At 57.2% G+C, this 23,644-nt stretch carries 22 protein-coding genes and 1 pseudogene; 18 read left to right on the top strand and 5 right to left on the bottom strand.

The features are described from left to right. Positions 1 to 73: 73 nt before the first annotated feature. The 4 genes from tldD to QZ862_RS14630 are packed head-to-tail and all read left to right on the top strand — an operon-like array spanning position 74 to position 3,179. Positions 74 to 1,489, top strand: a complete 1,416-nt coding sequence (tldD, locus tag QZ862_RS14645; protein WP_296021276.1) for a metalloprotease TldD — start codon at positions 74 to 76, stop codon at positions 1,487 to 1,489. 9 nt (positions 1,490 to 1,498) lie between these two features. Next, complete coding sequence (locus tag QZ862_RS14640; RefSeq protein ID WP_296021278.1) at positions 1,499 to 2,032, top strand: GrpB family protein; 534 nt, start codon at positions 1,499 to 1,501, stop codon at positions 2,030 to 2,032. Positions 2,033 to 2,057: 25 nt separating this feature from the next. Continuing rightward, positions 2,058 to 2,495, top strand: coding sequence for a VOC family protein (locus QZ862_RS14635; RefSeq protein WP_296100720.1), 438 nt, complete (start codon positions 2,058 to 2,060; stop codon positions 2,493 to 2,495). Positions 2,496 to 2,504: 9 nt separating this feature from the next. Next, positions 2,505 to 3,179 carry an HAD family phosphatase gene (locus QZ862_RS14630; RefSeq protein ID WP_296100718.1) on the top strand — a complete coding sequence of 225 codons (675 nt, stop codon included), beginning with the start codon at positions 2,505 to 2,507 and terminating at the stop codon, positions 3,177 to 3,179. Positions 3,180 to 3,418: 239 nt separating this feature from the next. Here QZ862_RS14630 and pdxH read toward each other — a convergent pair whose 3' ends face one another. After that, positions 3,419 to 4,039, bottom strand: coding sequence for a pyridoxamine 5'-phosphate oxidase (gene pdxH / locus QZ862_RS14625; RefSeq protein WP_296100716.1), 621 nt, complete (start codon positions 4,037 to 4,039; stop codon positions 3,419 to 3,421). Positions 4,040 to 4,096: 57 nt separating this feature from the next. Between pdxH and QZ862_RS14620 the strand changes: the two genes are divergently transcribed. The 4 genes from QZ862_RS14620 to QZ862_RS14605 all read left to right on the top strand — a co-directional run bounded on the left by QZ862_RS14620 (position 4,097) and on the right by QZ862_RS14605 (position 7,526). Continuing rightward, a complete protein-coding gene (locus QZ862_RS14620; RefSeq protein ID WP_296041283.1) occupies positions 4,097 to 4,546 on the top strand; it encodes an RT0821/Lpp0805 family surface protein in 450 nt (149 codons plus the stop codon). Between the two features lie 209 nt (positions 4,547 to 4,755). Then, positions 4,756 to 5,874, top strand: coding sequence for a DnaJ C-terminal domain-containing protein (locus tag QZ862_RS14615; protein ID WP_296100713.1), 1,119 nt, complete (start codon positions 4,756 to 4,758; stop codon positions 5,872 to 5,874). Between the two features lie 131 nt (positions 5,875 to 6,005). Then, entirely contained in the window at positions 6,006 to 6,824 is an 819-nt protein-coding gene (gene fabI / locus QZ862_RS14610; RefSeq protein ID WP_296021295.1) for an enoyl-ACP reductase FabI, read from the top strand. A 93-nt stretch (positions 6,825 to 6,917) separates the two neighbouring features. Further along, positions 6,918 to 7,526 carry a histidine phosphatase family protein gene (locus tag QZ862_RS14605; protein ID WP_296100712.1) on the top strand — a complete coding sequence of 203 codons (609 nt, stop codon included), beginning with the start codon at positions 6,918 to 6,920 and terminating at the stop codon, positions 7,524 to 7,526. 176 nt (positions 7,527 to 7,702) lie between these two features. On the opposite strand, the gene QZ862_RS14600 is transcribed toward QZ862_RS14605, so the two are convergent. Then, positions 7,703 to 7,963 carry a DUF1344 domain-containing protein gene (locus QZ862_RS14600; protein WP_296021354.1) on the bottom strand — a complete coding sequence of 87 codons (261 nt, stop codon included), beginning with the start codon at positions 7,961 to 7,963 and terminating at the stop codon, positions 7,703 to 7,705. Between the two features lie 320 nt (positions 7,964 to 8,283). Between QZ862_RS14600 and QZ862_RS14595 the strand changes: the two genes are divergently transcribed. The 3 genes from QZ862_RS14595 to ribB all read left to right on the top strand — a co-directional run bounded on the left by QZ862_RS14595 (position 8,284) and on the right by ribB (position 12,984). Next, on the top strand, positions 8,284 to 10,641 hold the full coding sequence (locus QZ862_RS14595; RefSeq protein ID WP_296100710.1) for an EAL domain-containing protein: 2,358 nt from the start codon (positions 8,284 to 8,286) through the stop codon (positions 10,639 to 10,641). A gap of 129 nt (positions 10,642 to 10,770) precedes the next feature. Beyond that, complete coding sequence (aroC, locus tag QZ862_RS14590; protein WP_296077024.1) at positions 10,771 to 11,868, top strand: chorismate synthase; 1,098 nt, start codon at positions 10,771 to 10,773, stop codon at positions 11,866 to 11,868. Positions 11,869 to 11,883: 15 nt separating this feature from the next. After that, positions 11,884 to 12,984, top strand: coding sequence for a 3,4-dihydroxy-2-butanone-4-phosphate synthase (ribB, locus tag QZ862_RS14585; RefSeq protein ID WP_296041291.1), 1,101 nt, complete (start codon positions 11,884 to 11,886; stop codon positions 12,982 to 12,984). Between the two features lie 36 nt (positions 12,985 to 13,020). On the opposite strand, the gene QZ862_RS14580 is transcribed toward ribB, so the two are convergent. Continuing rightward, a complete protein-coding gene (locus tag QZ862_RS14580) occupies positions 13,021 to 14,223 on the bottom strand; it encodes a winged helix-turn-helix domain-containing protein (protein ID WP_296100709.1) in 1,203 nt (400 codons plus the stop codon). 112 nt (positions 14,224 to 14,335) lie between these two features. Between QZ862_RS14580 and QZ862_RS14575 the strand changes: the two genes are divergently transcribed. The 7 genes from QZ862_RS14575 (at position 14,336) to dxs (ending at position 20,624) form a co-directional block, all read left to right on the top strand. Then, positions 14,336 to 15,016, top strand: a complete 681-nt coding sequence (locus tag QZ862_RS14575; protein WP_296100707.1) for an energy-coupling factor ABC transporter ATP-binding protein — start codon at positions 14,336 to 14,338, stop codon at positions 15,014 to 15,016. Continuing rightward, positions 15,013 to 15,645 carry an energy-coupling factor transporter transmembrane protein EcfT gene (locus QZ862_RS14570; RefSeq protein WP_296100706.1) on the top strand — a complete coding sequence of 211 codons (633 nt, stop codon included), beginning with the start codon at positions 15,013 to 15,015 and terminating at the stop codon, positions 15,643 to 15,645. The genes QZ862_RS14575 and QZ862_RS14570 overlap by 4 nt, the downstream gene beginning before the upstream one ends. After that, a complete protein-coding gene (locus QZ862_RS14565; protein ID WP_296041302.1) occupies positions 15,642 to 16,205 on the top strand; it encodes a biotin transporter BioY in 564 nt (187 codons plus the stop codon). Before QZ862_RS14570 ends, QZ862_RS14565 begins: the two co-directional genes overlap by 4 nt. A gap of 35 nt (positions 16,206 to 16,240) precedes the next feature. Beyond that, positions 16,241 to 17,176: a histone deacetylase family protein gene (locus QZ862_RS14560; RefSeq protein ID WP_296100705.1), complete on the top strand. Its 936-nt coding sequence runs from the start codon at positions 16,241 to 16,243 to the stop codon at positions 17,174 to 17,176. A 2-nt stretch (positions 17,177 to 17,178) separates the two neighbouring features. Further along, complete coding sequence (locus QZ862_RS14555; protein WP_037171757.1) at positions 17,179 to 17,433, top strand: exodeoxyribonuclease VII small subunit; 255 nt, start codon at positions 17,179 to 17,181, stop codon at positions 17,431 to 17,433. A 159-nt stretch (positions 17,434 to 17,592) separates the two neighbouring features. Continuing rightward, positions 17,593 to 18,516 carry a pirin family protein gene (locus QZ862_RS14550; protein WP_296100704.1) on the top strand — a complete coding sequence of 308 codons (924 nt, stop codon included), beginning with the start codon at positions 17,593 to 17,595 and terminating at the stop codon, positions 18,514 to 18,516. 188 nt (positions 18,517 to 18,704) lie between these two features. After that, positions 18,705 to 20,624: a 1-deoxy-D-xylulose-5-phosphate synthase gene (dxs, locus tag QZ862_RS14545; RefSeq protein ID WP_296041311.1), complete on the top strand. Its 1,920-nt coding sequence runs from the start codon at positions 18,705 to 18,707 to the stop codon at positions 20,622 to 20,624. Positions 20,625 to 20,662: 38 nt separating this feature from the next. On the opposite strand, the gene QZ862_RS14540 is transcribed toward dxs, so the two are convergent. Together QZ862_RS14540 and QZ862_RS14535 are read right to left on the bottom strand one after the other, a co-directional pair. Further along, positions 20,663 to 22,702, bottom strand: coding sequence for a glycosyl transferase (locus QZ862_RS14540; protein WP_296100703.1), 2,040 nt, complete (start codon positions 22,700 to 22,702; stop codon positions 20,663 to 20,665). 418 nt (positions 22,703 to 23,120) lie between these two features. Beyond that, a pseudogene (locus QZ862_RS14535) lies at positions 23,121 to 23,644 on the bottom strand (ice nucleation-like protein); the annotation flags it as partial.

Here is a 23,644-nt window from a genome sequence, read left to right as displayed (position 1 = left end):
TGTGGGTTGCGCCGTTAAACGCCAGCACCTAAATCACATTCACGATGATTGATGCTGACGCCTGGAGTACGCGATGACTGATGACCTTCTGACGCTTTTCGATTGCGATGAGGGCACATTGCGCAGCCGGGTGGCAGACGCTCTCGGCGGCGCCGACGATGGCGAATTGTTCGTCGAACATGCCCAAGCGGAATCGCTCACCTTCGATAATGGCCGCCTCAAGGGCGGCAGCTTCAATACCGACCAGGGCTTCGGACTTCGTGCAGTCGCTGGCGAGACAGTCGGATACGCCCATGCAGGCGAGCTTTCCACCGCAGCGTTGCAGCGCGCGGCAGATGCCGTGGGTGCCGTGACAAAGGGATATTCCGGCTCATATGCGGCAGCGCCCCAGCGCACCAACAAAAAGCTTTATGGCGATGAAAACCCGATCGGCTCGCCCTCTTTCGAGGAGAAGGTGAAGCTTCTGACGCAGATCGACGCTTATCTGCGCGACAAGGACCCCAAGGTCCGCCAAGTTACAGCATCGATTGCCGCCAGCTGGCAGATTGTCGACATCCTTCGTGCCGATGGCCATCGTGTCAGCGATATTCGCCCCATGACGCGCATCAACATTTCCGTTGTGGCTGGCGAAGGCGACCGCCAGGAAACCGGCTCTTATGGCATTGGTGGACGGGTCGGCTTTGGCGACTTCATTTCCACGGAAAGCTGGCAGCGCGGTGCGGACGAAGCATTGCGCCAGGCACTGGTCAACCTCACTGCCATCGACGCGCCGGCCGGTACAATGGATGTGGTGCTGGGCGCAGGCTGGCCCGGCGTGATGTTGCACGAGGCCGTCGGGCATGGTCTGGAGGGCGACTTCAACCGCAAGAAGACATCGGCCTTTGCGGGTCTGCTCGGCGAAATGGTCGCGGCACCCGGCGTTACCGTCGTCGATGATGGCACCATAGACAATCGTCGCGGCTCGCTGACGGTGGACGACGAAGGCACACCTTCCGGCTATAATGTGCTGATCGATAACGGCAGGCTCGTCGGCTATATGCAGGACAGGCAAAACGCGCGACTGATGGGAATGCAGGCGACAGGCAATGGTCGTCGCCAGGGCTACTCGCACGTTCCCATGCCGCGCATGACCAACACTTACATGCTTGGTGGAGACAAGACGGCGGAAGAGATTATCGCGTCAGTCAAGAAGGGCGTCTACGCTGTGTCCTTCGGCGGTGGCCAGGTGGACATAACCTCCGGCAAATTCGTTTTCGGCTGCACGGAAGCATACCTCATCGAGAATGGTAAGATTGGCGCGCCGGTAAAGGGCGCTATGCTGATCGGCAACGGACCGGACGCAATGAAGCGTGTCACCATGATCGGCAACGACATGAAACTCGACACCGGCATCGGCAATTGCGGCAAGGCTGGTCAGTGGGTTCCGGTCGGCGTCGGGCAACCGCATTTGCGGATGGACCAGATCACTGTCGGCGGCACCAAGGCTTGAGGTTTACCAATGGGAACGCTCGTTAAGATCGTTCCCTACGATTCCGGCTGGCCGAGCGTTTATTCCGCTGCCCAGCACCGCCTCGAAATTATATTAAAAGGCATGTTCGACAACATCGAGCATGTCGGTAGTACGGCGGTCCATAATCTTTCTGCCAAGCCCTACGTCGATATCGATGTCGTCGTGAAGCACCTCGATTTCATGCAAGACAGCAGGGCACGCATGGAAGCTGCAGGGTTCGAGCCACGCGGATCTCGGCATGGCGATGGAGTATTCGCTTTTATGGTCGGGGCCGTCACGGCTCCGGATCCGTTGCCCGGTCTGCGCGTTTATCTTTGCCCGCCAGATAGCGCAACTCACCACGACAGAGTGCGTTTCCGTAATATTCTTCGTCAAAACCCCGCTCTTGCCAATGACTATGCCACACTTAAAATGACGCTCGCGAAGCAATACGAAGATAATGGCGATGCCTACACAGCCGCCAAGTCGGACTTCATCCGCAAGGCGCTGCATTCCACAACCTCTCCGGTATCCGCACAATAATTGCCCTCCCATTGATCAGGAAAAGATGACCTTTGTTTCCAATGCACTCGTTCCCGAACTGGCCGTCAGCGACTGGCACAAGAGCCGCTCATTTTATTGTGACCTGATCGGCTTTCATGTCGTCTACGAGCGGCCCGAAGAGGGCTTCACGTACCTCGCGCTCGGCGACGCGCAGTTGATGATCGACCAGCTTGGCGCGGGACGCACCTTTGAGCAGGAAAATGCGCCGATCAGCTACCCGTTTGGACGGGGCATGAACCTGCAACTCGCGGTCCCATCCCTTCAGCCTATTCTCGACAGGTTGGAAATGGCCCGCGTGCCGCTGTTTCTCCCAGTCGAAGAGAAATGGTATCGCAAGGCAGAGACGGAGGTGGGCAACCGGCAATTCGTGATCGCCGATCCGGATGGTTATCTCATTCGCCCGTTCGAGAGTCTTGGCGAGCGCGTCTTTCGTTTTGGGTGAGGCACACATATGACGTTACCCCGCATGCCGAAAGCGGTCATCTTCGATATGGACGGCCTCCTGATCGACAGTGAGACGCTCTACCGCGACTCCTTTCTTGCTGCCTCTCAAGAGGGTGGTCACGATTTGCCGGTCGAGCTCTACCAGCGCGTCTGCGGAAGTCCGTGGGATGTCATCAGCGGCACGATCATTGCCGAACATGGTGCCGATTTTCCAATGGCCGCGTTTCGCGACGCTTGGCTTCGCCATCTGGCCATCAGCATGGCCGGCGGCGTGGCATTGAAGCCAGGCGTTGTCGCGATGTTAGATCTGCTGGACGATCTCAAACTGCCGCGTGCCATCGCCACATCCTCGCGGCACGAATCTGTCAATCGGCACCTCGGACCGTATAATCTCCTGGCTCGTTTCGATCACATCGTGGCGCGGGAGGATTACAAGGAACCGAAGCCCGCTCCCATGCCCTACCTCACCGCAGCGAAACGTCTTGGCGTTGCACCGGAAGACTGCATGGCTCTGGAAGATTCTTACCACGGCGTTCAGTCCGCATCCTCCGCCGGGACAATGGCTGTGATGGTCCCCGACGTGGCGCCAGCGACCGAGAGGGTGCGGGAGAAATGTGTTGCGATCTGCTCCGGTCTTTCGGATGTCGCCGCTCTGCTTCTTGCTGCCAGTATGCGCAGCTAATTGCCAGCACAATCGAAGCGCCACTCGCGCTCGAATGAATTTCTGAGATCGAGCTGGGTGTGATAGCAAGAAGAAGAACGTGGCCGTGCAGGTCTGCGACTTCGCCCGAGAGGTCTTGCCTCATCTCATCAATGGTCTTTTTTCTTCGCACGGTCGCGGGTGGTCAGCGGTCCCACGCCTGTGTCATCTTGCCGTGAGACTGAGTACTCTTCGGCCGCCGCTGTCGACGGCCGTTTCGCTTATGGATACATGCGAACTTTCGTCCAAGGGGCGTCAGTGGTTTCACGGCGGAACTCAACCCGGTCATGCAGGCGGAATTTCCGGTCATGCCAAAATTCGATGGTCAGTGGATTGATACGAAAGCCGGACCAGTATGGCGGGCGCGGAATGTCTCCCAAAGCGTATTTCGCTGTGTACTCGGCTACTGCCTTTTCCAGCGCAAAGCGGCTTTCGAGTGGCCGGGATTGCTTTGAGGCCCAGGCTCCGATGCGGCTGCCACGTGGGCGCGAGGCGTAATACTCGTCCGCTTCTTCGTCCGATACGACTTCCACAAGTCCGCGAATGCGAACCTGTCGCCGCAAGCTTTTCCAATGGAAGCAGAGACCGGCTTTCTGTTGCCCCAGAAGCTCGCGCCCCTTGCGGCTCTCGAAATTGGTGTAGATCACAAAGCCACGCTCATCTGCCGCCTTGAGCAGCACCATGCGCACGCTTGGCATGCCGTCCTCGTCCACCGAAGCAAGCGCTACCGCATTTGGATCGTTTATTTCGGACGCGGTTGCATCGCGCAACCATTCGGCGAAAAGCACGAATGGTTCATTTTCTTCTGTGAAGTCACTAGATGTTAACCCCGTTTCCGACATATTGACTAAAATGCTCCAGAGCTGATTTGCACACCAGAAATGATATCTGGGTAAGAGATGGTGATCGTCATAGCAAAGTCGAACAGTCGCACAAAGAGCTTCCTGTCATCGGTTGTCAATGTCTTTGCCGCCGGCTTTATTGCCGTTGCATTGACCGGCTGTGTCAGTCTTGATCTTTTCGGTGGCGAGAAAGTCGACCGCTCGCTCTCGACCGCGTCTGTCCCGAACCAGCCGACCGCGCCGGTTCTGTCGGACGATGCGACGATCCGCAACGCGGTCACGTCCGCCGATCTGGTGAAAGTCGCCGGGTCGCCCGTTCCATGGGCCAATACGGCAACCGGCAGCGCCGGCGTCTTGACAGGCATTACGGAAGACCGAAGCACAGGCTTCGTCTGCCGCAACTTCAACACCACGCGCCATTCCTTCGAAGGCGTTGCGAGCTATACGGGTCAGGCATGTCTTTCCGAGACAGGCGAATGGCTGATGACCCGCTTCGATCAGAAGTAAAGCATTTACCCTATCTCAAGAGATCAGATCTGCAATCCGCCTGCTAACCGGCGCGTAAAGGTCTGATTAGCAAGTTCTTGCCACACTCCCTTCCAGTTCAAGACACTGATCGTGCAACATTTTCGCATGTTGGCACGTTCAGGTCTGGGTTTGTTCTGTTTCATGCCGCTTAGGCGCGGCTGGAGTTTCGGGCGTAACTGGTGGTTCGGATGCGTGATCCCTATTCTATTCTCGGCGTCAAGCGCGATGCCGGTTCGGACGAGATAAAGGCAGCCTGGCGGTCCAAGGCAAAGACCGTTCATCCTGATCAAAATCGGGATGATCCAGATGCGAACGCACGCTTCGCTGAGATCGGCCAGGCTTACGATCTGCTGAAGGATCCGCAAAAGCGTGGTCTCTACGATCAGGCGCGTCGCGCCGCGGACGGCAAGCAGCGTGAACAAACAATTATGCAGAAGCGTGAGGCCGCGCGTGCCGCCGCCCGCGAGGCGGCGGAACGGGCAAAAGCAGCTGAAAGGCTGATGGAAGAACTTGCCAGGGCGCAGGCACGCAATGCAAAAGCCGCCAGCGAAACCGAGGCAAACGCCGCTGATCCTGTTAACTCCGCAAGCGCCAAGCCAGAATCGCCCGAGGATATGCTGGAGCGAATTTTCGGTGCGGAGGCAAAGGTAAAAGGCGGCGCGGATCCCATAAAATCGACAGCGGCGGAGGTTTCTGACGAAGCGCCCAATCAAGAAAAAACGGATGCGAGTAACTCGCTTGCAATCGGCTTCTTCAACGCGCTCATCCGCCGTTTCCGCGGCGCGCCACCGGCAATCGAAAAAGTACCCGACATGACGGCGGAAGCCATCGTGACCGTCAATGACATCATCGCCCAGAGACATGTGACGATCCGCATGCCGGATGAGCGCGACGTTCGCTTGCCACTGGCAGCGGGCACCACGGATGGACATGTGGTGCGGCTCAAGGGCCAAGGATTGAAGTTGCCGGAAGCTGCGCGTGGCGATCTCGTCGTGACCGTTCTCGTTGCCCGCGACGACGATTTTATCGTGAAGGGATACGATATCCACACAACTCTGCCACTTGCCCTTGCCGATGCGGTTCTGGGTTGTGAATCAAAAGTTCTTACGCCTCGCGGTGAACAGCCGGTGACGGTGCCTGCCTGGTCGGGTTCGGACAAGGCCATTCGCGTAGAAGGTAAAGGCTTGGAGAAGGAAGACGGCACATTTGGCGATCTCGTCGTCGAATTGCGCATCGTCCTCCTCGAAACGCCGGATGCAAAAGTAACAGATTTGATGCGCCATATGCGCGAAGGTCTTTATCTGTGACACTGCCGTGAAAGCGGTGAACAACGCACCCTTTGTTACGTTCCCTTACATGAGATGATCTGAGGCCTTCTTGAACAGTGGTTCTGCCTATGCCATAGGCAGGATCAATCTGGAATATGAGGGAGCACCAAATGGCTCAGACATCCGGCCTGATGGCTGGCAAGCGCGGCCTTATCATGGGCGTCGCAAACAATCGTTCGATTGCCTGGGGAATTGCCAAGGCATGCGCCGATGCCGGTGCCGAACTCGCCTTTACCTGGCAGGGCGACGCATTGAAGAAGCGTGTCGAGCCGCTGGCTCAGGAACTTGGCGCGTTCATGGCCGGCCACTGCGATGTCACCGATCTCGAAACAATCGATACCGTGTTCTCCAATCTCGAAGCGCATTGGGGCAAGATCGATTTCGTTGTGCATGCGATCGCGTTTTCCGATAAGGACGAATTGACGGGTCGCTACCTCGACACGAGCCGCGACAACTTCAACCGCACCATGGACATCTCCGTCTACTCGCTGACAGCCGTTGCAAAGCGCGCCGAACCGATCATGAACGACGGTGGCTCGATGGTGACGCTCACCTATTATGGCGCCGAAAAGGTCATGCCGAACTACAACGTCATGGGCGTTGCCAAGGCAGCACTGGAAGCCAGCGTTCGCTATCTGGCGGTCGATCTCGGCAGCCGTGGCATCCGCGTCAACGCGGTGTCCGCCGGCCCGATCAAGACTCTCGCGGCCGCCGGCATCGGCGACTTCCGCTATATTCTGAAGTGGAACGAGTACAACGCTCCGCTGAAGCGCACTGTCTCCATCGAAGAAGTCGGCAAGTCGGCGCTCTACCTGCTCTCCGACCTTTCCACCGGCGTGACGGGCGAAGTCCACCATGTGGATTCGGGCTATCACACGATCGGTATGAAATCCGTAGACGCACCTGATATCTCTGTCGTAAAGGACTAAAACCGTTCAGGATCTGTGCTGTGCCGCCTCATTTTTGACGTGTGGCACAGTCAAGCCTTGGAAGGACAGAGTTGAAGAAGCAGGGGTGTTGCAGTGCTGGTCTATGTTATCCGCCACGGACAGACAGACTGGAACGCGATCAGACGGCTCCAAGGCCAAAAGGATATCCCGCTCAACGACTTCGGCCGCTCTCAGGCTGTTGGAAATGGTAAAGCGCTCTCTCGCGTTCTAGGACCAACATGTACAGAATTCGATTACGTGGCAAGTCCTCTTGGCCGTACCCGCGAAACGATGGAACTGGTGCGCGGTGCCATGGGTCTCGACCCCACCGATTATCGGACAGACGATCGGCTCGTAGAAGTTTCCTTCGGTGACTGGGAAGGCTACACCCTCCCCGAACTTAAGCTCGCCTTTCCTGATCGTGTCAAAGCCCGCAAGGCAGCGAAGTGGGATTTTATTCCTCCTGGACAGGATGCAGAAAGCTACGAAATCCTCTCATGGCGCATCGGTGCCTGGCTGTCGTCCGTCCAGCGGAAAACCGTGTGCGTGTGCCACGGCGGCGTGATCCGCAGCATCTTCAGGCTGGTGTCTGGCATGGAAAAAGATGAGGCGGCAGAAATTCCCATTCCGCAGGACAGGATTTTGAAGGTGGAGACTGAGAAGAATCTGGCTGAGTGGATCAATGCCGCAGAGCCGATCTGATCGCCGCTCCAGCGTGAATATGGATGCATCGGTCGTCGGTTTTATTCACGCAAGGCGTTAGGTAATCCTGAAAAGAGGCCGCAAGCTAAGGTACCAGCCGCCCTGCCCTGTTGAAGACCGATCGTCGCGACGTCGGCCTCAGGGCGCTCTGAACGGACGCGATACGAAATCGTATTTTATTGAACGACCTCAAGATCGTCGACCACGCGCTTGCCGTCGACTTCCGTATAGAAGACCAGAACCTTCACACCGGGCTGAAGACCGTCGAAGTTGAACTCTTCCGGAACCTTGTAATTCTTGCCATCGGCAAGCGTAATGCTCAGGCCCTTCACATCCACTCTGCTGATGGTGGATTCCAAGTCCACGCTTTGCGAATAGGCGTTCAGAGGTGCAAACAGGTTGGCAGTGGCTAAAAGTGCGGCAATCATCAGGCGCATGTTTCTAGCCTCCTTCAGGCTGTTCTTTAGTTTTCCATGCATCGAGATTTCTCTCCGGAATGTGGCGGAATTTGCCCAGAACAATGTCATTTTCGGTATAATTGATGAATGGATTTTAACCAATAACAAACCTTTGAAGTTTTTTCGTTCCGGTTCCAGCGGTCACCTGCAGATCGTAACTCCGACTATACTATTTGTTTTAGATTATGTTTTAGGGTTGCACTCGAATATCATTATTGACCTTGGTTCAGAGGCTGTTTGAATTGCAACTAAGATCGTCGTCGTCGAGTGGCGTAGATAAGAAAAGCCGAAGAAAAAAAATGCTTTTCGGTGCTTCAGCGGGAGTATCGCTCACTCTTCTTTATTTAATCGACGTGGCGTCGTTCTGGATTGCCTTACCGCTTACCGCAATCCTTCTTCTTGTTGCCGAGCGTAATCATCACCTCACAATGAATCATGTCCGCGAAAGCAAGGTTCTGGAGCTATCGCAGCGCCTGAAACTTGCAATGGATGCTTCACAGATCGGTATATGGCGGCTCAAGGCAGGCGAGACCTGCTACCTCGACGGGCGTGCGGCGGCCCTGCACGGCTTTTCGTTGACCGAGAGCGAGATTTCGCTGTCGGAATGGCTGGACACGGTCTTTCTGGAGGACCGGAGGCTTATCACTGATTTTCTGACACGGTGCGCCGAGGGAGCAGAGACGCAATCCGAGGTCTACCGGGTGCAATGCGGACTGCAAGAAATCCGCCATCTGCGAGCCGCTGGAGCGAGTTATCAGACACCGGATGGCGTCAGCCATATGAGCGGGATCATCTGGGATGTCACCTCGGATATGAAGGTGGCTGAAAATCTGAAGAGCACCGTCTACAGCAGCCATGTAAAAAACGCTGAGCTTGAACTCGCCCTCCAGGAGCTATCCTCGCGCGAGCACGACTTGATGGAGCTGTCCAGGCGTCTGGATTTTGCGCTTCAGTCCTATAATTGCGGCATATGGGAAGCAAACCTTTCCAACAACACCGCCTACTGGGACCGGCGCATGCACCAGTTGTATGGCCTCACTTATACGACAGGCTATACGGAGCGAAATCAATGGCTGGATTGCCTTCATCCCGACGACCGAGAGAAGGTGGCGGCCGAAGCAGATCACTCAGCAGCGAATAACCTTCCCTTTTCCAGTGTCCAGCGCGTGCTCCTTCCCGACGGGGAAATGCGCCATGTTCGATCCGTGGGCAGCATCCATACCGATCGCGATGGAGATCGAAAAGTTATCGGCATCGCCTTCGACATCACCGCCGACGTGCGGCTGGCAGAGGAGCTGAAGGCTGCCAAGGAAGAGGCTGAGGCGCGCAATGCCGAGTTGGTCGAAGCCAAGTCACGCATCGAGCACAATGCGTTGCATGATCCACTCACGGGGCTTGCCAACCGCCGCAAGCTCGATCTCGAACTCGACAGGCTGGCCTCCCTGAAAGCCAAAACCAGGCGCTTTGCCATATTGCACCTGGACCTCGATCGCTTCAAACAGATCAACGATACTCTGGGGCATGCAGCGGGAGATGCGACACTGGTGCGAGCCTCGCAGATTCTCAGTCTCAACGTCAGCGACGAAGGCATCATTGCGCGTATAGGCGGAGACGAGTTCGTCATTCTCATTCCTCACGCTGATGACTGTCACGTCGTGACCTCCATCGCATCCAATATCATCGCCGCTTTTCGGCAGCCTTTCGACTTTCAGGGTTTTACCTATCGCTGCGGTGTTTCGATCGGCATCGCATTCGGGGAAAATCACTATAGCGACGCCCGCAAAATTCTCATCAATGCCGACCTTGCGCTTTACCGGGCAAAAGCCATGGGCCGGAACCGGTACGAATTCTTCACGCAAAATCTCCAGGCCGACATCGTCAACCACAAGCGGACCGCCGATGAAATTCTGGCCGGATTGGAGCGCGGTGAGTTTGAGACCTGGTACCAACCTCAGCTTTGCGCCAGAACAGGCGAAATCGCCGGTATGGAGGCACTCGTGCGTTGGCGCCATCCGACGCGCGGTCTGCTGACGCCGGAGAAATTTCTCGATATCGCAGAAGAGTTGAACGTCGTTCAGAAACTCGATCGCCTCACGCTGCACACCGCACTGCAGGATCGACGTGTGTGGAGTATGAAAGGGCTGAATATCCCGCGCGTTTCGGTCAATGTTTCAATCCGTCGACTGCATGACGAACACCTGCTGGAGAGCTTGAAGGAACTTCAGATCGTCCCAGGTGAGGTTGCGTTCGAACTGGTCGAATCCATCTTTCTGGACGATAGCGAAGCAGCGGCCGTCCAAAATCTGGACAAGGTGAAGGAGCTCGGCATCGATATAGAGATCGACGACTTCGGCACCGGCCACACCTCTCTCATCAGCCTTCTGCGCCTGAAGCCGAAGCGGCTGAAGATCGACCGTCAGTTGGTCATGCCCATCCTCGATTCGCCGCAGGAACGCGCGCTGGTTCGTTCCATCATCGAAATTGCGCGCTCGCTCGGCGTCGAGACAGTTGCAGAAGGTGTGGAAACGCCAGAACATGCGGCCATGCTGCACGATATGGGATGCGACATTCTACAGGGATTTGCCTTTGCAGAGCCGCTTCCCGCGCAGGATTTTTCCAGTTTCGCAATGAAGCGGGGATTACGCCGTGTCTCCTGACAAGTCAGGTCCGGCCTGCCTGAAGAAAGGCTTTTGCCTTCCAGGCTTTTTCCACTATGGAGATGACCGCGCATTATTCTGAAATCGCGTCTCTTTATGTGAAACGCCGCTTGATCTGGTTCTATTGTCATGTCGCATAACACGTTCGGTCATCTCTTCCGCGTTTCCACGTGGGGCGAAAGCCATGGTCCAGCGCTTGGCTGCGTGGTGGATGGCTGCCCGCCCGGCATTCGCTTCACGCTTGCGGAGGTGCAGTCGTGGATGGACAAGCGAAAGCCAGGCCAAAGCCGTTTCGTCACACAAAGACGCGAGGACGATATCGTGAAGGTTCTTTCCGGCGTGATGCTGGATGAGGACGGTGAAACGATGATTACCACCGGCACGCCGGTGTCGATGCTGATCGAAAATACCGACCAGCGCTCCAAGGATTACGGCGAGATCGCCAAGCGCTATCGCCCAGGCCATGCGGATTTCACCTACGATCTGAAATATGGCATCCGTGATTATCGCGGCGGTGGCCGTTCCTCTGCCCGGGAAACGGCAGCACGTGTGGCCGCAGGCGCGTTGGCACGGAAAGTCGTCCCTGGCATGAGCGTTCGCGCTGCCCTGGTACAGATCGGCAAGCACAAGATTGACCGCAACAATTGGGACTGGGATCAGGTCAACGAAAACCCGTTTTTCTGCCCGGATGCGGCGACGGTGCCCGTCTGGGAGGAGTATCTGGACACGATCCGCAAGGCTGGCTCCTCCATCGGTGCAGTTGTCGAAGTGGTGGCGGAAGGTGTTCCGGCTGGGATCGGTGCGCCGATCTATGCCAAGCTCGATCAGGACATCGCCTCGAATCTCATGTCGATCAATGCCGTCAAGGGTGTGGAGATCGGCGACGGTTTTGCTTCCGCCGAGCTGTCCGGTGAGGAGAATGCTGACGAGATGCGCATGGGGAATGACGGCCAGCCATTCTTCCTGTCGAACCATGCGGGCGGCATTCTCGGCGGTATCGCCACGGGTCAACCGATCATCGCCCGCTTTGCCATCAAGCCCACATCTTCGATTCTGACAGAGCGTCAGTCGATCGATGCCGACGGCAACAATGTCGATGTTCGCACCAAGGGCCGTCACGATCCGTGTGTTGGCATCCGTGCGGTTCCGATCGGTGAGGCCATGGTCGCCTGCACGATAGCGGATCATTATCTGCGCGATCGCGGCCAGACCGGCAGACTGAAATAAACAGGGAGATATAGCATGGCATACGATCAGAAACGTGTCGTGGAAGCGATCCGGGCCTTTGAGGCAGGCGAGATCGTGGTGGTTATGGACGACGATGGACGCGAGAATGAAGGCGACCTGATCGTTGCAGCCGTGCATTGCACCGGCGATAAGATGGCCTTCATCGTGCGCCACACATCCGGCATCGTCTGTGCGCCTATGCCGCGCGAGGAGGCCAAGCGCCTGAACCTCAATGCCATGGTGGCAGAAAACGACAGTGCACACACGACGGCTTTCACCGTTTCGGTTGATTTCAAGCATGGCACGACGACGGGCATTTCAGCCGACGACCGTACGCTGACGGTGCGCAATCTGGCGAACCCGAATGTCGGTCCTGCCGATTTTACGCGTCCTGGCCACATCTTCCCGCTGGTTTCCCGCGAGGGCGGCGTGCTGATGCGCTCCGGTCATACGGAAGCTGCCGTGGACCTTTGCAAACTGGCAGGCCTACCGCCAATCGGCGTTATCTGCGAACTTGTCAATGATGACGGAAGCGTGATGCGCGGCCCGCAGGTCTCGGGTTTTGCCGAAACCCATGGTCTGAAGCAGGTTTCCGTGGCCGATCTGATCGCCTACCGCCAGCGTAAGGAAACGCTGGTAGAGATGGAAAGCGAATTTATGATTGAAACGCCTTTCGGACCGGCAAAGGCGCAGACCTATTCCCTGCCCTGGGATCCGATGCAGCACATGGCGGTGATCTTCGGCGATATCCGCGATGGCGTCGATATCCCCGTCCGCCTGCATCCGGAAAACGTTGCCGACGACATTTTCGGCAGCAAACAGCCGGTGCGGCATTACATGCAGAAGATTGCCGAGGAAGGCCGCGGCGTCATCGTTTATCTTCGCGAGGGATCCGTGGGCGTCGGCAAGGTCGAAGGCCGTCGCAAGTCGCGCGATGCGGACGAATCTCATGAGCAGGCACGTTCGCGCGAAGAAGAATGGCTGGAGATCGGGCTCGGCGCGCAGATCCTGAAGGAACTCGGCATCAGCTCTATCAAGCTGCTCACCACCCGCGAGCGCCACTATGTCGGCCTTGAAGGCTTTGGCATAAAGATCAGCTCGACGGATCTCTGCTGACATAAGATGAAGGAGCGGATCGTACCGCTCCTTCCGCTACATATCGGCCATCCAACCGTCCAGATAGCGCACGGTTTCGACGCCGGTGAATTTGGCCAGCCGGTTCAATTCCGCATCGAGCTTTTCCAACCGGCCTGCCGATGGCCGAACGTCCTTCTCCAGCCATAGCCTCCTCACGTCCAAAGAACCGTTTTTTCGGTCTGCCTTCATATCTATGCGCCCGACCAAGCGGTCTCCCTCCAACAGGGGGAAAACGTAATAGCCATATTGACGCTTCGGCTCCGGTACGAAGACCTCGATGCGATAGAAGAAGCCGAAGAGGCGCTCTGTTCTCGCGCGATTGCGCAGCAGCGGGTCGAAGGGGCTCAGAACCCGAATGCGCTGCGGCGGCGTGACGGACGCCTCCGCTTCCATCTCATCGGAAAAGCGGGCGAATGCATAGGACGCACGCTCTTTTTCGCCGTTGGCAGAGACCAGGGAAACCTCAATCAGTTCACTGCGATGCGTCGCCACCCATTCCCTTGCCTCATGCGGCGTCACGAGATCGAAGAAAGCGGAGAGTTCTCCCGATGTCGCGAAACCGAGACGAGACAACGCTTCGCGGCAGGCCCAGTCGATGAACGCCTCGTGGCTCACCTCACGCTCGAAATGCTCCTTCGAGATCACCCGCTCTGAGAGGTCGTATACTTTCTGGAAATTGACACGGCCGGATATAGCGAGCTTGCCTGTGTGCCACATATATTCCAGTGCCGTCTTGGACGGATGCCAGTTCCACCAACCACCGGACTGATGGTCCTCAGCCTTCATGTCACGCGACATGACGGCCCCGTTTTCAGCTATGTGCCGGTAGGTCTGTTCGAAAGCCGCATCAAAACCATCGCCATGCCATTTGCGCCAGCGGTCCTGCATGATCGGCTCTCGGCGGCGAAACCGGTGTTTCCAATAGGGATAGAAGGCTGTGGGCAAGATCGAGGCATCATGGGTCCAGTGCTCAAACAGCGTTCTGTCTTTTTCCAGTAGAGCGGACAGATGCTCCCGCTTGTAGGTCTGGTTTCTGGAAAAGATGATCTGGTGATGCGCCCGCTCGACCGTGGCAATGCTGTCCACCTGAACGAAGCCGAGAGCCGTGATGAGTTGCAGCAGACCATCCTTCGACAATGCTCTATTGGGAGCAGAAGCGAGACCCTGCCGCACCAGGAATATACGTCGTGCCGCTTCGTTCGAAACCAGAATCGCCATGCCAAACAGTCTAGGATTGCGTTGCTGCAAAATCAATGTTCTTTTTTTGTTCCTGATTTCGTCAACGCCTCTTTGCGTTTATAGGAACGCGTGAACAGATAAGGACAACGGCGTGGACATTCATTTCCAGAATGCGAGTGTGACTTTCGAAGGGCGGATGGCGCTTGCGCCGCTCGATGTTTCGCTTCACGAAAGACGCATCGGCATCGTCGGTCTGAATGGTTCGGGTAAGACGACCTTCGCGCGGATGATTAACGGCTTGACCAAACCGATAAGCGGCAGGGTCATCGTCAACGGGCTCGATACGGTCAAGGATGCCGATGCCGTTTTGAAAAAAGTAGGCTTCGTCTTTCAGAATCCACAGAACCAGATCATCCTGCCGATTATCCGCGACGACATTGCCTTTGGATTGAAAAACCGTGGCCTGCACAAGACTATCGTCGATGAGGCGGTACGGGCGACGTTACAGCGCTTTAGCATCGACCACCTCGCAGATCGCCGCGCCCATGAACTGTCTGGCGGCGAGTTGCAACTCGCAGCACTTGCGGCCCTTTCCATCACCGGTCCGAAAATCCTCATACTCGACGAGCCTACGAACCAACTCGATTTAAAAAACCGGGCGCTGGTAGAGCGGACTATTCTGGGACTTGAGCAGGATGTGATCGTGATCACCCACGATCTTCCGCTTGTCGAGGCGTTCGACCGCGTCCTGCTGTTTCATCAGGGTAGGCTTGCGGCGGATGGCAAGCCGCAGGATGTCATTGCCCGGTACCGGGAGATTGCCCTGCAATGAAAAGCCTTTACGCCGAAGGAACGGGCTGGCTTTATCGACTTTCGCCACGCATGAAGCTCGTTACGCTTGCGGTTTTCAGCGTCGGGCTTTTTCTCACCCGCGACCCTGCCCTGTTGAGCATAGCCGTCATCCTGGCAGTCCTCATCCTCTGGCAAGCGCATCTTGGTCTGCGCGGTACTTTCTCAAGGCTTCGTCCCGTCTTTCTCACCATAGCCTCTATTGCAGCCTTTAGCTTCCTTCTCGTCCCGCCGATGGATGCTTTGGTGACGCTGCTGAGATTGAGCGCGCTGACATTGCTGGCAACTGCGGTGACAGCGAGCGTCAGCATTTCGCAGTTCATGGATGAAATCACATACGCGCTGCGCCCCTTGGAAAAGCTTGGTCTGGCGAAGGCGTCAGACGTCGGGCTTGCGGTCGGTCTCGTCGTTCGGTTCGTACCGGATATTATCAGCCGGTATCACACATTGAGCGACGCGCATCGCGCCCGCGGCAGCCGAGTCAAACTGACAAGCATTCTCGTACCGCTCATCATTATGACGTTGAAGGATGCCGACACGATCGCCGACGCCATTGACGCGCGCGGCTTCAGAGGTCAAACCTCACTCAGACAAAAGGGAGACGCCTCATGAAAACCCGTGACCTCGTTCTGATCTCGCTGTTTTCAGCCATCATCATCGCGCTCGGCTTGTTGCCGCCCATTACACTCGGCTTCATTCCCGTTCCGATCACGGCTCAATCGCTGGGTGTCATGCTTGCAGGCGTCGTGCTAGGCGCCAAGCGCGGCGCGCTTGCCGTGTTGCTGACGATCCTGATTGCAGCCATCGGCCTGCCTGTTCTGTCGGGCGGCAGAGGTGGGCTCTCCATTTTCACCACGCCGACGACGGGTTTCCTGATCGGCTGGATCGCTGCGGCTTTCGTGACCGGCACTCTTTCGGAGCACCTTGTAAAAGCAAGCCAGCCTGCATTGACCCAGGGCCTCGGCTTCTTCTTGGCAAGCGTCGCCGGTGGCGTGATCGTGCTTTACGCCTTTGGGATTACCTATCTTGCCGTTGCAACCGGTATCGGCTTCAGCAAGGCCTTCCTCGGTTCCATGGCCTTCATTCCGGGCGATCTGATCAAGGCCGTGGTGGCAGCGCTTGCCGGTCGTGCCGTGATGGCTGGCTATCCACTGCTACCGCAGCGGGCCTAACTCAAAGTTTCACGCGTTTCAGGAGTAAGCCAATCATGGCCACCCGGCTTTACGAGCATCCGATCTTCCTGGAGCACATCACGCCTGACGGGCATCCCGAAAGGCCCGACCGGCTGCGCTCGCTCAACATCGCGCTCGAGCACCCCAATTTCGAGCGGTTGAACCGCAAGCAGGCGCCTCAGGCGAATGAAGATGCCGTGCTTCTCGCCCATCCCGAAAGCCACCTTCTATCGATGATGCGCCAGATCCCGGAAGAAGAAGGCGAGATCAACCGGGTCGAGGCCGATACCTATGCCTCACAGAAAAGCCTGCAAGCGGCTCTGACCGGCATTGGCGCAGCTATGGCTGCCGTGGACGACGTCTTTACCGGCGAGGCTGACAACGTCTTCGTTGCAAGCCGTCCGCCGGGCCATCATGCCGAAACCGAAAAGGCCATGGGCTTCTGTCTCTTCAACAACGCCGCGATCGCCGCGCGTCATGCGCAGAAGGTGCATGGCGCGGAGCGTGTGGCGATCGTCGATTGGGACGTCCACCACGGCAACGGTACGCAGGACATCTTCTGGAACGATACCTCGGTACTCTTTTGCTCCACCCACCAGATGCCACTTTATCCGTGGAGCGGCGAGAAGAACGAAACAGGTGTGAAAAACAACGTCGTCAACGCACCGCTATCCCCCAACACAGGAAGCGACCATTTCCGTGAGGCGTTCAAGTCAAGGGTTCTTCCAGCAATCGCAGATTTTTCGCCAGACCTGATCATTATCTCGGCAGGTTTCGATGCCCACCACCGCGACCCGCTGGCGCATATCAATCTGGTGGGTGAGGACTTCGACTGGGCAACCGGGCGAATTCTGGAGATGGCGGATAAATATGCCGGTAACCGGGTCGTCAGTCTCCTGGAAGGTGGTTATGATCTGGAAGGGCTGGCGGAATCGGCGGCCATGCATATCTTGAGAATGATGAAGGGTTGAACATGACGGAAAATGCCAACACAGCCGATGTCAGCGGTTATTCTTTTGAAAAGGCCGTCGCTGAGCTGGAAAGCATTGTTGCCCGCTTGGAACGCGGCGATGTAGCCCTGGATGAATCCATCGCCATCTATGAGCGGGGAGAAGCCCTGAAGAAACATTGCGAAGCGTTGCTGACGACCGCAGAAAAGCGCATCGAGAAGATTCGCCTGGATCGCGCAGGCAAGCCGCAGGGCGTTGAGCCGCTCGACGGCGAATAAGGCTCTAACTGATCCTAGCTCGCCGGCGGCATTTTGGCGGCCTTGCGATGACGAGCGCGGCAACACCGAATGCCCAGCCCGAGCGTTCTTGAGAGAACGCTCACGCACTGCATCAAATCGTGGTAGTCTGCGGGTGACCCATGATTGAGGAGAAATCCCATGTCATTTTTCCCAGGCAACGATCCCGCCGCTGGTGATGCCTTCGCGTGCGATGCGATTGAAAACCTGATCGTTCCGCGCTCAAGCGACATCGGCGGATTTTCTGTCCGTCGTGCTTTGCCAACCCGCGATCGTCGCCTTGTCGGCCCATTCATCTTCTTCGACAGAATGGGGCCCGCTATTCTGAAAGCCGGGGAAGCGCTCGATGTGAAGCCTCATCCCCATATCGGGCTTTCCACCGTCACCTATCTCTTCGATGGCGAGATCAAGCATCGCGACAGTCTGGGTACTGAAATTGTGGTACGTCCTGGCGATATCAATCTCATGACGGCGGGCCGAGGCATCGTTCACTCCGAGCGGACACCGGAGAATCTGCGCGGACACCCCTTCTCCATGTCCGGTCTTCAGACGTGGCTTGCGCTTCCCGACGATAGAGAAGAAATCGCACCGGAGTTCTCCCATACCGAGCGGGGTGCCATGCCGCTTATCGATGCCACCGGCGCAACGGGGCGCGTCGTCATCGGAGACTTCGCGGGGCTACGCTCGCCGGTCAAAACCTTTACCGACACGCTCTATGCCGATCTTTCGCTCGAAGCCGGTGCGAAGTTCCCGTTTCCAGCCGATCACGAGGAGCGCGCGATTTATATTCTGTCCGGTTCGCTGGAAGTCGCCGGCGACATCTTTGCCTGCGACCAGTTGCTCGCCTTTCGCGCTGGCGACGATATTACGCTGAAGGGCGGCGCCGATGGTTGTCATATCATGCTCTTTGGGGGTGCCGCTTTGAACTCGCGGCGTTACATCTGGTGGAATTTCGTATCGTCATCAAAAGAACGCATAGAGCAGGCCAAGGAAGAGTGGAGAACCGGACGTTTCGATATCGTGCCGGGCGATGAAGACGAGTTTGTGCCTTTGCCCAAAGGCTGAAATTCGATAAAGCGCCGTCCCTACGGATGCGCAATGGACGCTCTGGACTGCTTGAATTGACCCATCGGGCTCTCCCGAAAATCGATTTCGATTTTCGGGCCGATGCTGTAGAACGAAGAACTGCTTGCCGAAGGCTGCACTCTCCCCCATCTAAAGGGTGCATTTAAAGAACACGAAGGCCAAACGATTTGACCGGAATGCCAGACACACCATTGCTTGACCGGGTGAAATTCCCGTCCGATCTCAAAGCAATCGAGGATCGCGACCTGCCGCAGCTTGCACGGGAACTGCGCGACGAGATGATCGACGCCGTTTCCAAGACAGGCGGACATTTGGGTGCTGGCCTCGGCGTTGTGGAACTGACAATCGCGATCCACAAGGTTTTCAATACGCCTGACGACCGCCTTATCTTCGATGTCGGCCATCAATGTTATCCACACAAGATCCTGACCGGACGGCGCGATCGCATTCGCACGCTGCGCCAGGAAGGGGGGCTTTCCGGCTTCACACGGCGCGCCGAAAGCGAATATGACGATTTCGGCGCTGGGCATTCTTCCACATCGATTTCCGCCGGTCTTGGCATGGCCGTCGCGGCGGAGCTGGATGGCAGCGACCGCAAGGTGATTGCGATCATCGGCGATGGCTCCATGTCGGCTGGCATGGCCTTCGAAGCACTGAACAATGCCGGTGCGCTGGACGCGCGGTTGATCGTCATCCTCAACGACAACGACATGTCGATCGCACCGCCGACCGGCGCCATGAGCGCTTATCTGGCGCGTCTGGCATCGGGCCGCACCTATATGGGCTTTCGCGATTTCGGCAAGAAGCTGACCGCCTATCTCGGCAAGACGATCGACCGCGCCATTACCCGCGCCGTAACCCATGCACGCGGTTATGTGACCGGAGGCACGTTGTTCGAAGAGCTCGGCTTCTACCATATCGGCCCGATCGATGGCCATTCCTTCGACCATCTTCTGCCTGTGCTGCGCAATGTGCGCGACAATCAGAAGGGTCCGGTGCTGATCCATGTCGTGACACAGAAGGGCAAGGGTTACGCGCCTGCCGAAGCCGCTGCCGACAAGTATCATGGCGTCAACAAGTTTGATGTCATTACCGGCACGCAGGCCAAGGCAAAGCCGAACGCGCCGAGCTATACCTCTGTATTCGCAGAAGCGCTGGTGCAGGAAGCAAAACTGGACGACAAGATCGTCGGCGTTACCGCCGCGATGCCGAACGGCACGGGTCTCGATAAGCTCGCCGAGCTCTTTCCCAAACGCACCTTCGACGTCGGTATCGCCGAGCAGCATGCCGTAACCTTTGCCGCAGGTCTTGCCGCAGAAGGCTACAAGCCATTCTGCGCGCTCTACTCCACCTTTCTGCAACGCGGTTACGACCAGTTGGTCCACGATGTCGCGCTTCAGGGCTTGCCGGTGCGTTTTCCGATCGATCGCGCCGGTTTTGTCGGTGCGGACGGACCCACCCATGCCGGTTCGTTCGACACCACCTTCCTTGCTACCCTACCCGGTATGGTGGTGATGGCCGCCTCAGACGAGGCGGAATTGAAGCATATGGTCCGTACTGCTGCTGCCTATGACGATGGCCCGATCTCCTTCCGCTATCCGCGCGGCGAAGGTGTTGGCATAGACATGCCAGTGCGCGGCGAACTCCTGGAAATTGGTAAAGGCCGCGTCATCAAAGAGGGATCGAAGATCGCGCTTCTTTCTTTCGGCACGCGCCTGGCCGAGTGTTTGGCGGCAGCCGAGGACCTCGATGCCGCCGGGCTGTTCACGACGGTTGCGGACGCACGCTTTGCCAAGCCACTCGACCTCGAGCTTATCCGCCAGTTGACGAGCCATCACGAAGTTCTCGTCACAATCGAAGAAGGCTCTTCCGGTGGCTTTGGAGCGCAAGTTCTGCACTTTATGGCCGGGGCCGGTTTGCTTGACACCGGCATCAAGGTCCGCACGCTGACGTTGCCCGATCAATGGGTCGAACAGGCAAAGCCCGAAACCATGTATGCGGAAGCGGGCCTAGACCGCGCCGGCATCATCAAGACGGTGTTTCAGGCTCTTGGCCAGAAGCAGGTTGGCATCGGCTACGCCGGGTAATCTCATCACATTGAACGGGAGGTCCCGGCGATCCTGCCTCAGGGCTTCTGCCAAAGGCGTTTATCATAGGGAATAGGCGAATAGTCGTGCCGGTGCGCGAGCTTCTTGCGGTAACGATTGCGATAACTTTGCTCGTCCTCGAATTCGATATTCTCCAGTACGGATTCGACGCCCAGTTCATAGTAGAGATCGAGATTGGTCAGGTCCGGGACCGGGGTCTCGCCGCGTTCGCATTCACCCTGCATCTGCCAGAATAGCTCCTCCAGACGCCGCGCCAGGGCGTGAATGTCACGCAATACGCTGGTTTCGCGTTGCCGTGCAATCGATTCTCTAACCGCGAGGAGGCTTTTTCGATCCCGCTCAAAACCGATGGCGCGAGCGACATAATCGTCCGGCGAGCTGCAAATCATTTCCGGAACACCTGCGGCGGTGACGATGCTGCCGCAGAAGCGGGCGGCAAATGTCTTGCCCGACATCGTGAGGACCGGCAGACCCGATGTGATCGCGTCTGCCGCGGTCGAATGAGCGCCATAGGGAAATGTATCGAGAAACAGATCCGCGACGCCGATGCGAGCGATGTGGTGGGGATTGGGAACTTTTGAGGCAAACACCAGCCTGTCGGCAGACACGCCGCAGTTTTGCGCAAACTCTCTCAGTCGCTGATTGACGTCCTCCCCACCTCCCAGCAGCCAAAGCAGGCTGCCAGATGTGTTTGAAAGGATCGTCATCCAGCGCGTGAAGCATTCCTCGGTAATCTTTTGCATGCCATTAAAGCTGGCATAGACGAACGCATCCTCCGGCAGACCGACGTCGGCGCGGGTTGGTCGAGCAGCAATGGGACGCTTGCGGTCGAGCGGCTGATCGCAGGCGATGCGCAGAACTTTCTCAGAGTAATAGATTTCGTTTTCCGGCGGTATCATGTAGCCGTCTGAAATCAGATACTGGTGGAAAGGACTACCCACCGACCCGGGATAACCGCAGAAACTGACGATGATCGGCGCAGGACGATACGCAAATATCCTTGCCCTTGCGTCCTTGGTATACCCGTTCACGTCGATCAGGATATCGATTTCATCGGCGATGATCAGAGATGCAGCCGCGGCGTCATCCAAAGAGTGGATATCCTGCCAGGTATGAACGGCTGCTTTTATGCGATATTGCGTCGCGTCGCCGGTCCGTGCTGGCCCGCAGTAGTAAGCGAAAACCTCGAGATTGTTTTTGTCGTGCAGCTCCAGAACCTCGCACAGAGCGAAACCCACAGCATGGTCGCGCAGATCCGATGAAAGATAGCCGACCCGCAGCTTTTCGCCCGTTCCGGATTTTTGTTTTGGCGACCGACGCGGGAAGCAACCGGGATCGGGCGGCGTACCGACCAACATCTTGCTGTAGCGATATGCCTTTGCAAGCTGGAACATTGGATCATCGGCATAACAGCTTAGCGTCAGCGAAGACATGGCGTCCATCATCTTGCGCGGCGGGATGTGGCTGGAAGGAACAAGCAGCGGCCATTTGCACTGGCGCTGACGTAAAGACAGCCAGTGCTGGCCGGATTCCGGCGATTCCGGACGAAGCTCGAATGCGCCCAGCAAGGCGCTTTCCGCCTCCTCCATCCTTTCCGTACCCTCAAGAACACGACCGATGTTCTGTAATGCCATATATCGGTGTTGCACCGCATCGGCATCGACACTTTTGGTCGCTTCGGCAAATTTCGACCATTGCTCCACCGCATCGCCGATCAAACTTGCGTCCTCGAGCACTCGCCCGAGGTTGATGTGACCCGGCGCAAAATTTGGCTCAGCCTTGATGCACGCACGGAAAGCCTGGACGGCACCGGCTCGATCTCCGAGCTTGTTCAGCGTCACGGCGTAATTGAAGTAGGCCATATGGATCGCAGGGTTGCTGTCGTTGAAGGCAACCCAGGTCTTATAGAGCTCCGCTGCCGCAGCCGACTGACCTGCAGCGTTCAGCGCCTCGGTTACAGTCAACAATTCCATCACGCCCAGTCGTTGGCTCCTCGCGAGATCGAGAGCGGATGGAGTGGAGACGTCATGCGGAGGTGAAACGGGGCTGGCTGTCATGACATCCTGCAACAGGGCTAAAAAGCTAATGAACGGCGTGGAGATGCACGGTTCTTTATTATCGCTAATAACTTGCCTGTGGCTGGATGTGTTTTACTTCACAAAACTGCCGGACTTAAAGCCATCTTCTGTCGGGAAAAGGTTTCTCTAGCGGCGAGTTTCTTGAGCGATAAAAGATATCACCTTCAGACTGAAGAGAGAAGCGGCTGCGATCCGGATCGCGCCGTCGAGATTGGCTTCCCCGAAGACGCTTATCAACGTGCAGCAGGGCCGCGAACATCTCAAGCGTCACGGACCTCCATAACGCACGATGCCTCGGAGCGTTTTGCAAAGAAATGGACGACGCGGCTTGCCGCCGCGCCGTTGGTCAATCTGCTACCCGTAAGTCGATACGATTTACGGACATGGATCGTTTGTCTTAGACCCCATTGTAGGCTGCGATGACAGCCTCGACCTGCGCATTGCTCATTGCCTGCAGCTGCTGTGCCGTCAGACCACGCGCCTGGTCCGTGCTCAAGCCACCGATGGCGGCCGTAGAAAGACCGGCGATGGCACTGGCACTGAATGCAGTGACCTCGCTCGTCGTGAACAGGCCGAGTTCGGCACTGTCGAGTGTGCCGACCTGAGCTGCTGTGAGGCCAGCAACCTGCGCGGAGGTGAGCGCCTCGATCTGGTCGGTCGACAGAGCTGCAAACTGCGCCGAGGAAAGCGAGCCAACCTGAGCCTTGGTCAGAGCGGCGATGTTGTCGGTGCTGAGGTTGGAGACATTCAGCCCAGACAGTGCCTTGGCACTGATTGCCTTGATCTCATCGGAGGAGAAGGTTGCCAGAGCGTCCGACGACAGAGCGTTCAGCTGTCCAGAAGACATAGCCGCTACCTGCGTCTTGGTCAGCGCTGCAGCATTATCCGTGCTGAGGTTCTCCAGGGCCGCTGCGGTGAGGC

The sequence above is a fragment of the uncultured Agrobacterium sp. genome, from assembly GCA_913777615.1.
Taxonomy (GTDB): domain Bacteria; phylum Pseudomonadota; class Alphaproteobacteria; order Rhizobiales; family Rhizobiaceae; genus Agrobacterium.
This window is presented reverse-complemented; position numbering and strand designations above follow the sequence as displayed.

Bases quoted from the DNA above. Each gene is read 5' to 3' on its own strand.
- QZ862_RS14635 (WP_296100720.1), top strand. From the start codon at position 2,058: ATGACCTTTGTTTCCAATGCACTCGTTCCCGAACTGGCCGTCAGCGAC.
- QZ862_RS14540 (WP_296100703.1), bottom strand. From the start codon at position 22,702: ATGACAGCCAGCCCCGTTTCACCTCCGCATGACGTCTCCACTCCATCC.
- QZ862_RS14615 (WP_296100713.1), top strand. From the start codon at position 4,756: ATGCGTGATCCCTATTCTATTCTCGGCGTCAAGCGCGATGCCGGTTCG.
- QZ862_RS14580 (WP_296100709.1), bottom strand. From the start codon at position 14,223: ATGGCGATTCTGGTTTCGAACGAAGCGGCACGACGTATATTCCTGGTG.
- QZ862_RS14560 (WP_296100705.1), top strand. From the start codon at position 16,241: ATGGCCACCCGGCTTTACGAGCATCCGATCTTCCTGGAGCACATCACG.
- QZ862_RS14620 (WP_296041283.1), top strand. From the start codon at position 4,097: ATGGTGATCGTCATAGCAAAGTCGAACAGTCGCACAAAGAGCTTCCTG.
- QZ862_RS14550 (WP_296100704.1), top strand. From the start codon at position 17,593: ATGTCATTTTTCCCAGGCAACGATCCCGCCGCTGGTGATGCCTTCGCG.
- QZ862_RS14570 (WP_296100706.1), top strand. From the start codon at position 15,013: ATGAAAAGCCTTTACGCCGAAGGAACGGGCTGGCTTTATCGACTTTCG.
- QZ862_RS14600 (WP_296021354.1), bottom strand. From the start codon at position 7,963: ATGCGCCTGATGATTGCCGCACTTTTAGCCACTGCCAACCTGTTTGCA.
- tldD (WP_296021276.1), top strand. From the start codon at position 74: ATGACTGATGACCTTCTGACGCTTTTCGATTGCGATGAGGGCACATTG.
- aroC (WP_296077024.1), top strand. From the start codon at position 10,771: ATGTCGCATAACACGTTCGGTCATCTCTTCCGCGTTTCCACGTGGGGC.
- pdxH (WP_296100716.1), bottom strand. From the start codon at position 4,039: ATGTCGGAAACGGGGTTAACATCTAGTGACTTCACAGAAGAAAATGAA.
- QZ862_RS14555 (WP_037171757.1), top strand. From the start codon at position 17,179: ATGACGGAAAATGCCAACACAGCCGATGTCAGCGGTTATTCTTTTGAA.
- QZ862_RS14630 (WP_296100718.1), top strand. From the start codon at position 2,505: ATGACGTTACCCCGCATGCCGAAAGCGGTCATCTTCGATATGGACGGC.
- ribB (WP_296041291.1), top strand. From the start codon at position 11,884: ATGGCATACGATCAGAAACGTGTCGTGGAAGCGATCCGGGCCTTTGAG.
- QZ862_RS14595 (WP_296100710.1), top strand. From the start codon at position 8,284: ATGCTTTTCGGTGCTTCAGCGGGAGTATCGCTCACTCTTCTTTATTTA.
- fabI (WP_296021295.1), top strand. From the start codon at position 6,006: ATGGCTCAGACATCCGGCCTGATGGCTGGCAAGCGCGGCCTTATCATG.
- QZ862_RS14565 (WP_296041302.1), top strand. From the start codon at position 15,642: ATGAAAACCCGTGACCTCGTTCTGATCTCGCTGTTTTCAGCCATCATC.
- QZ862_RS14640 (WP_296021278.1), top strand. From the start codon at position 1,499: ATGGGAACGCTCGTTAAGATCGTTCCCTACGATTCCGGCTGGCCGAGC.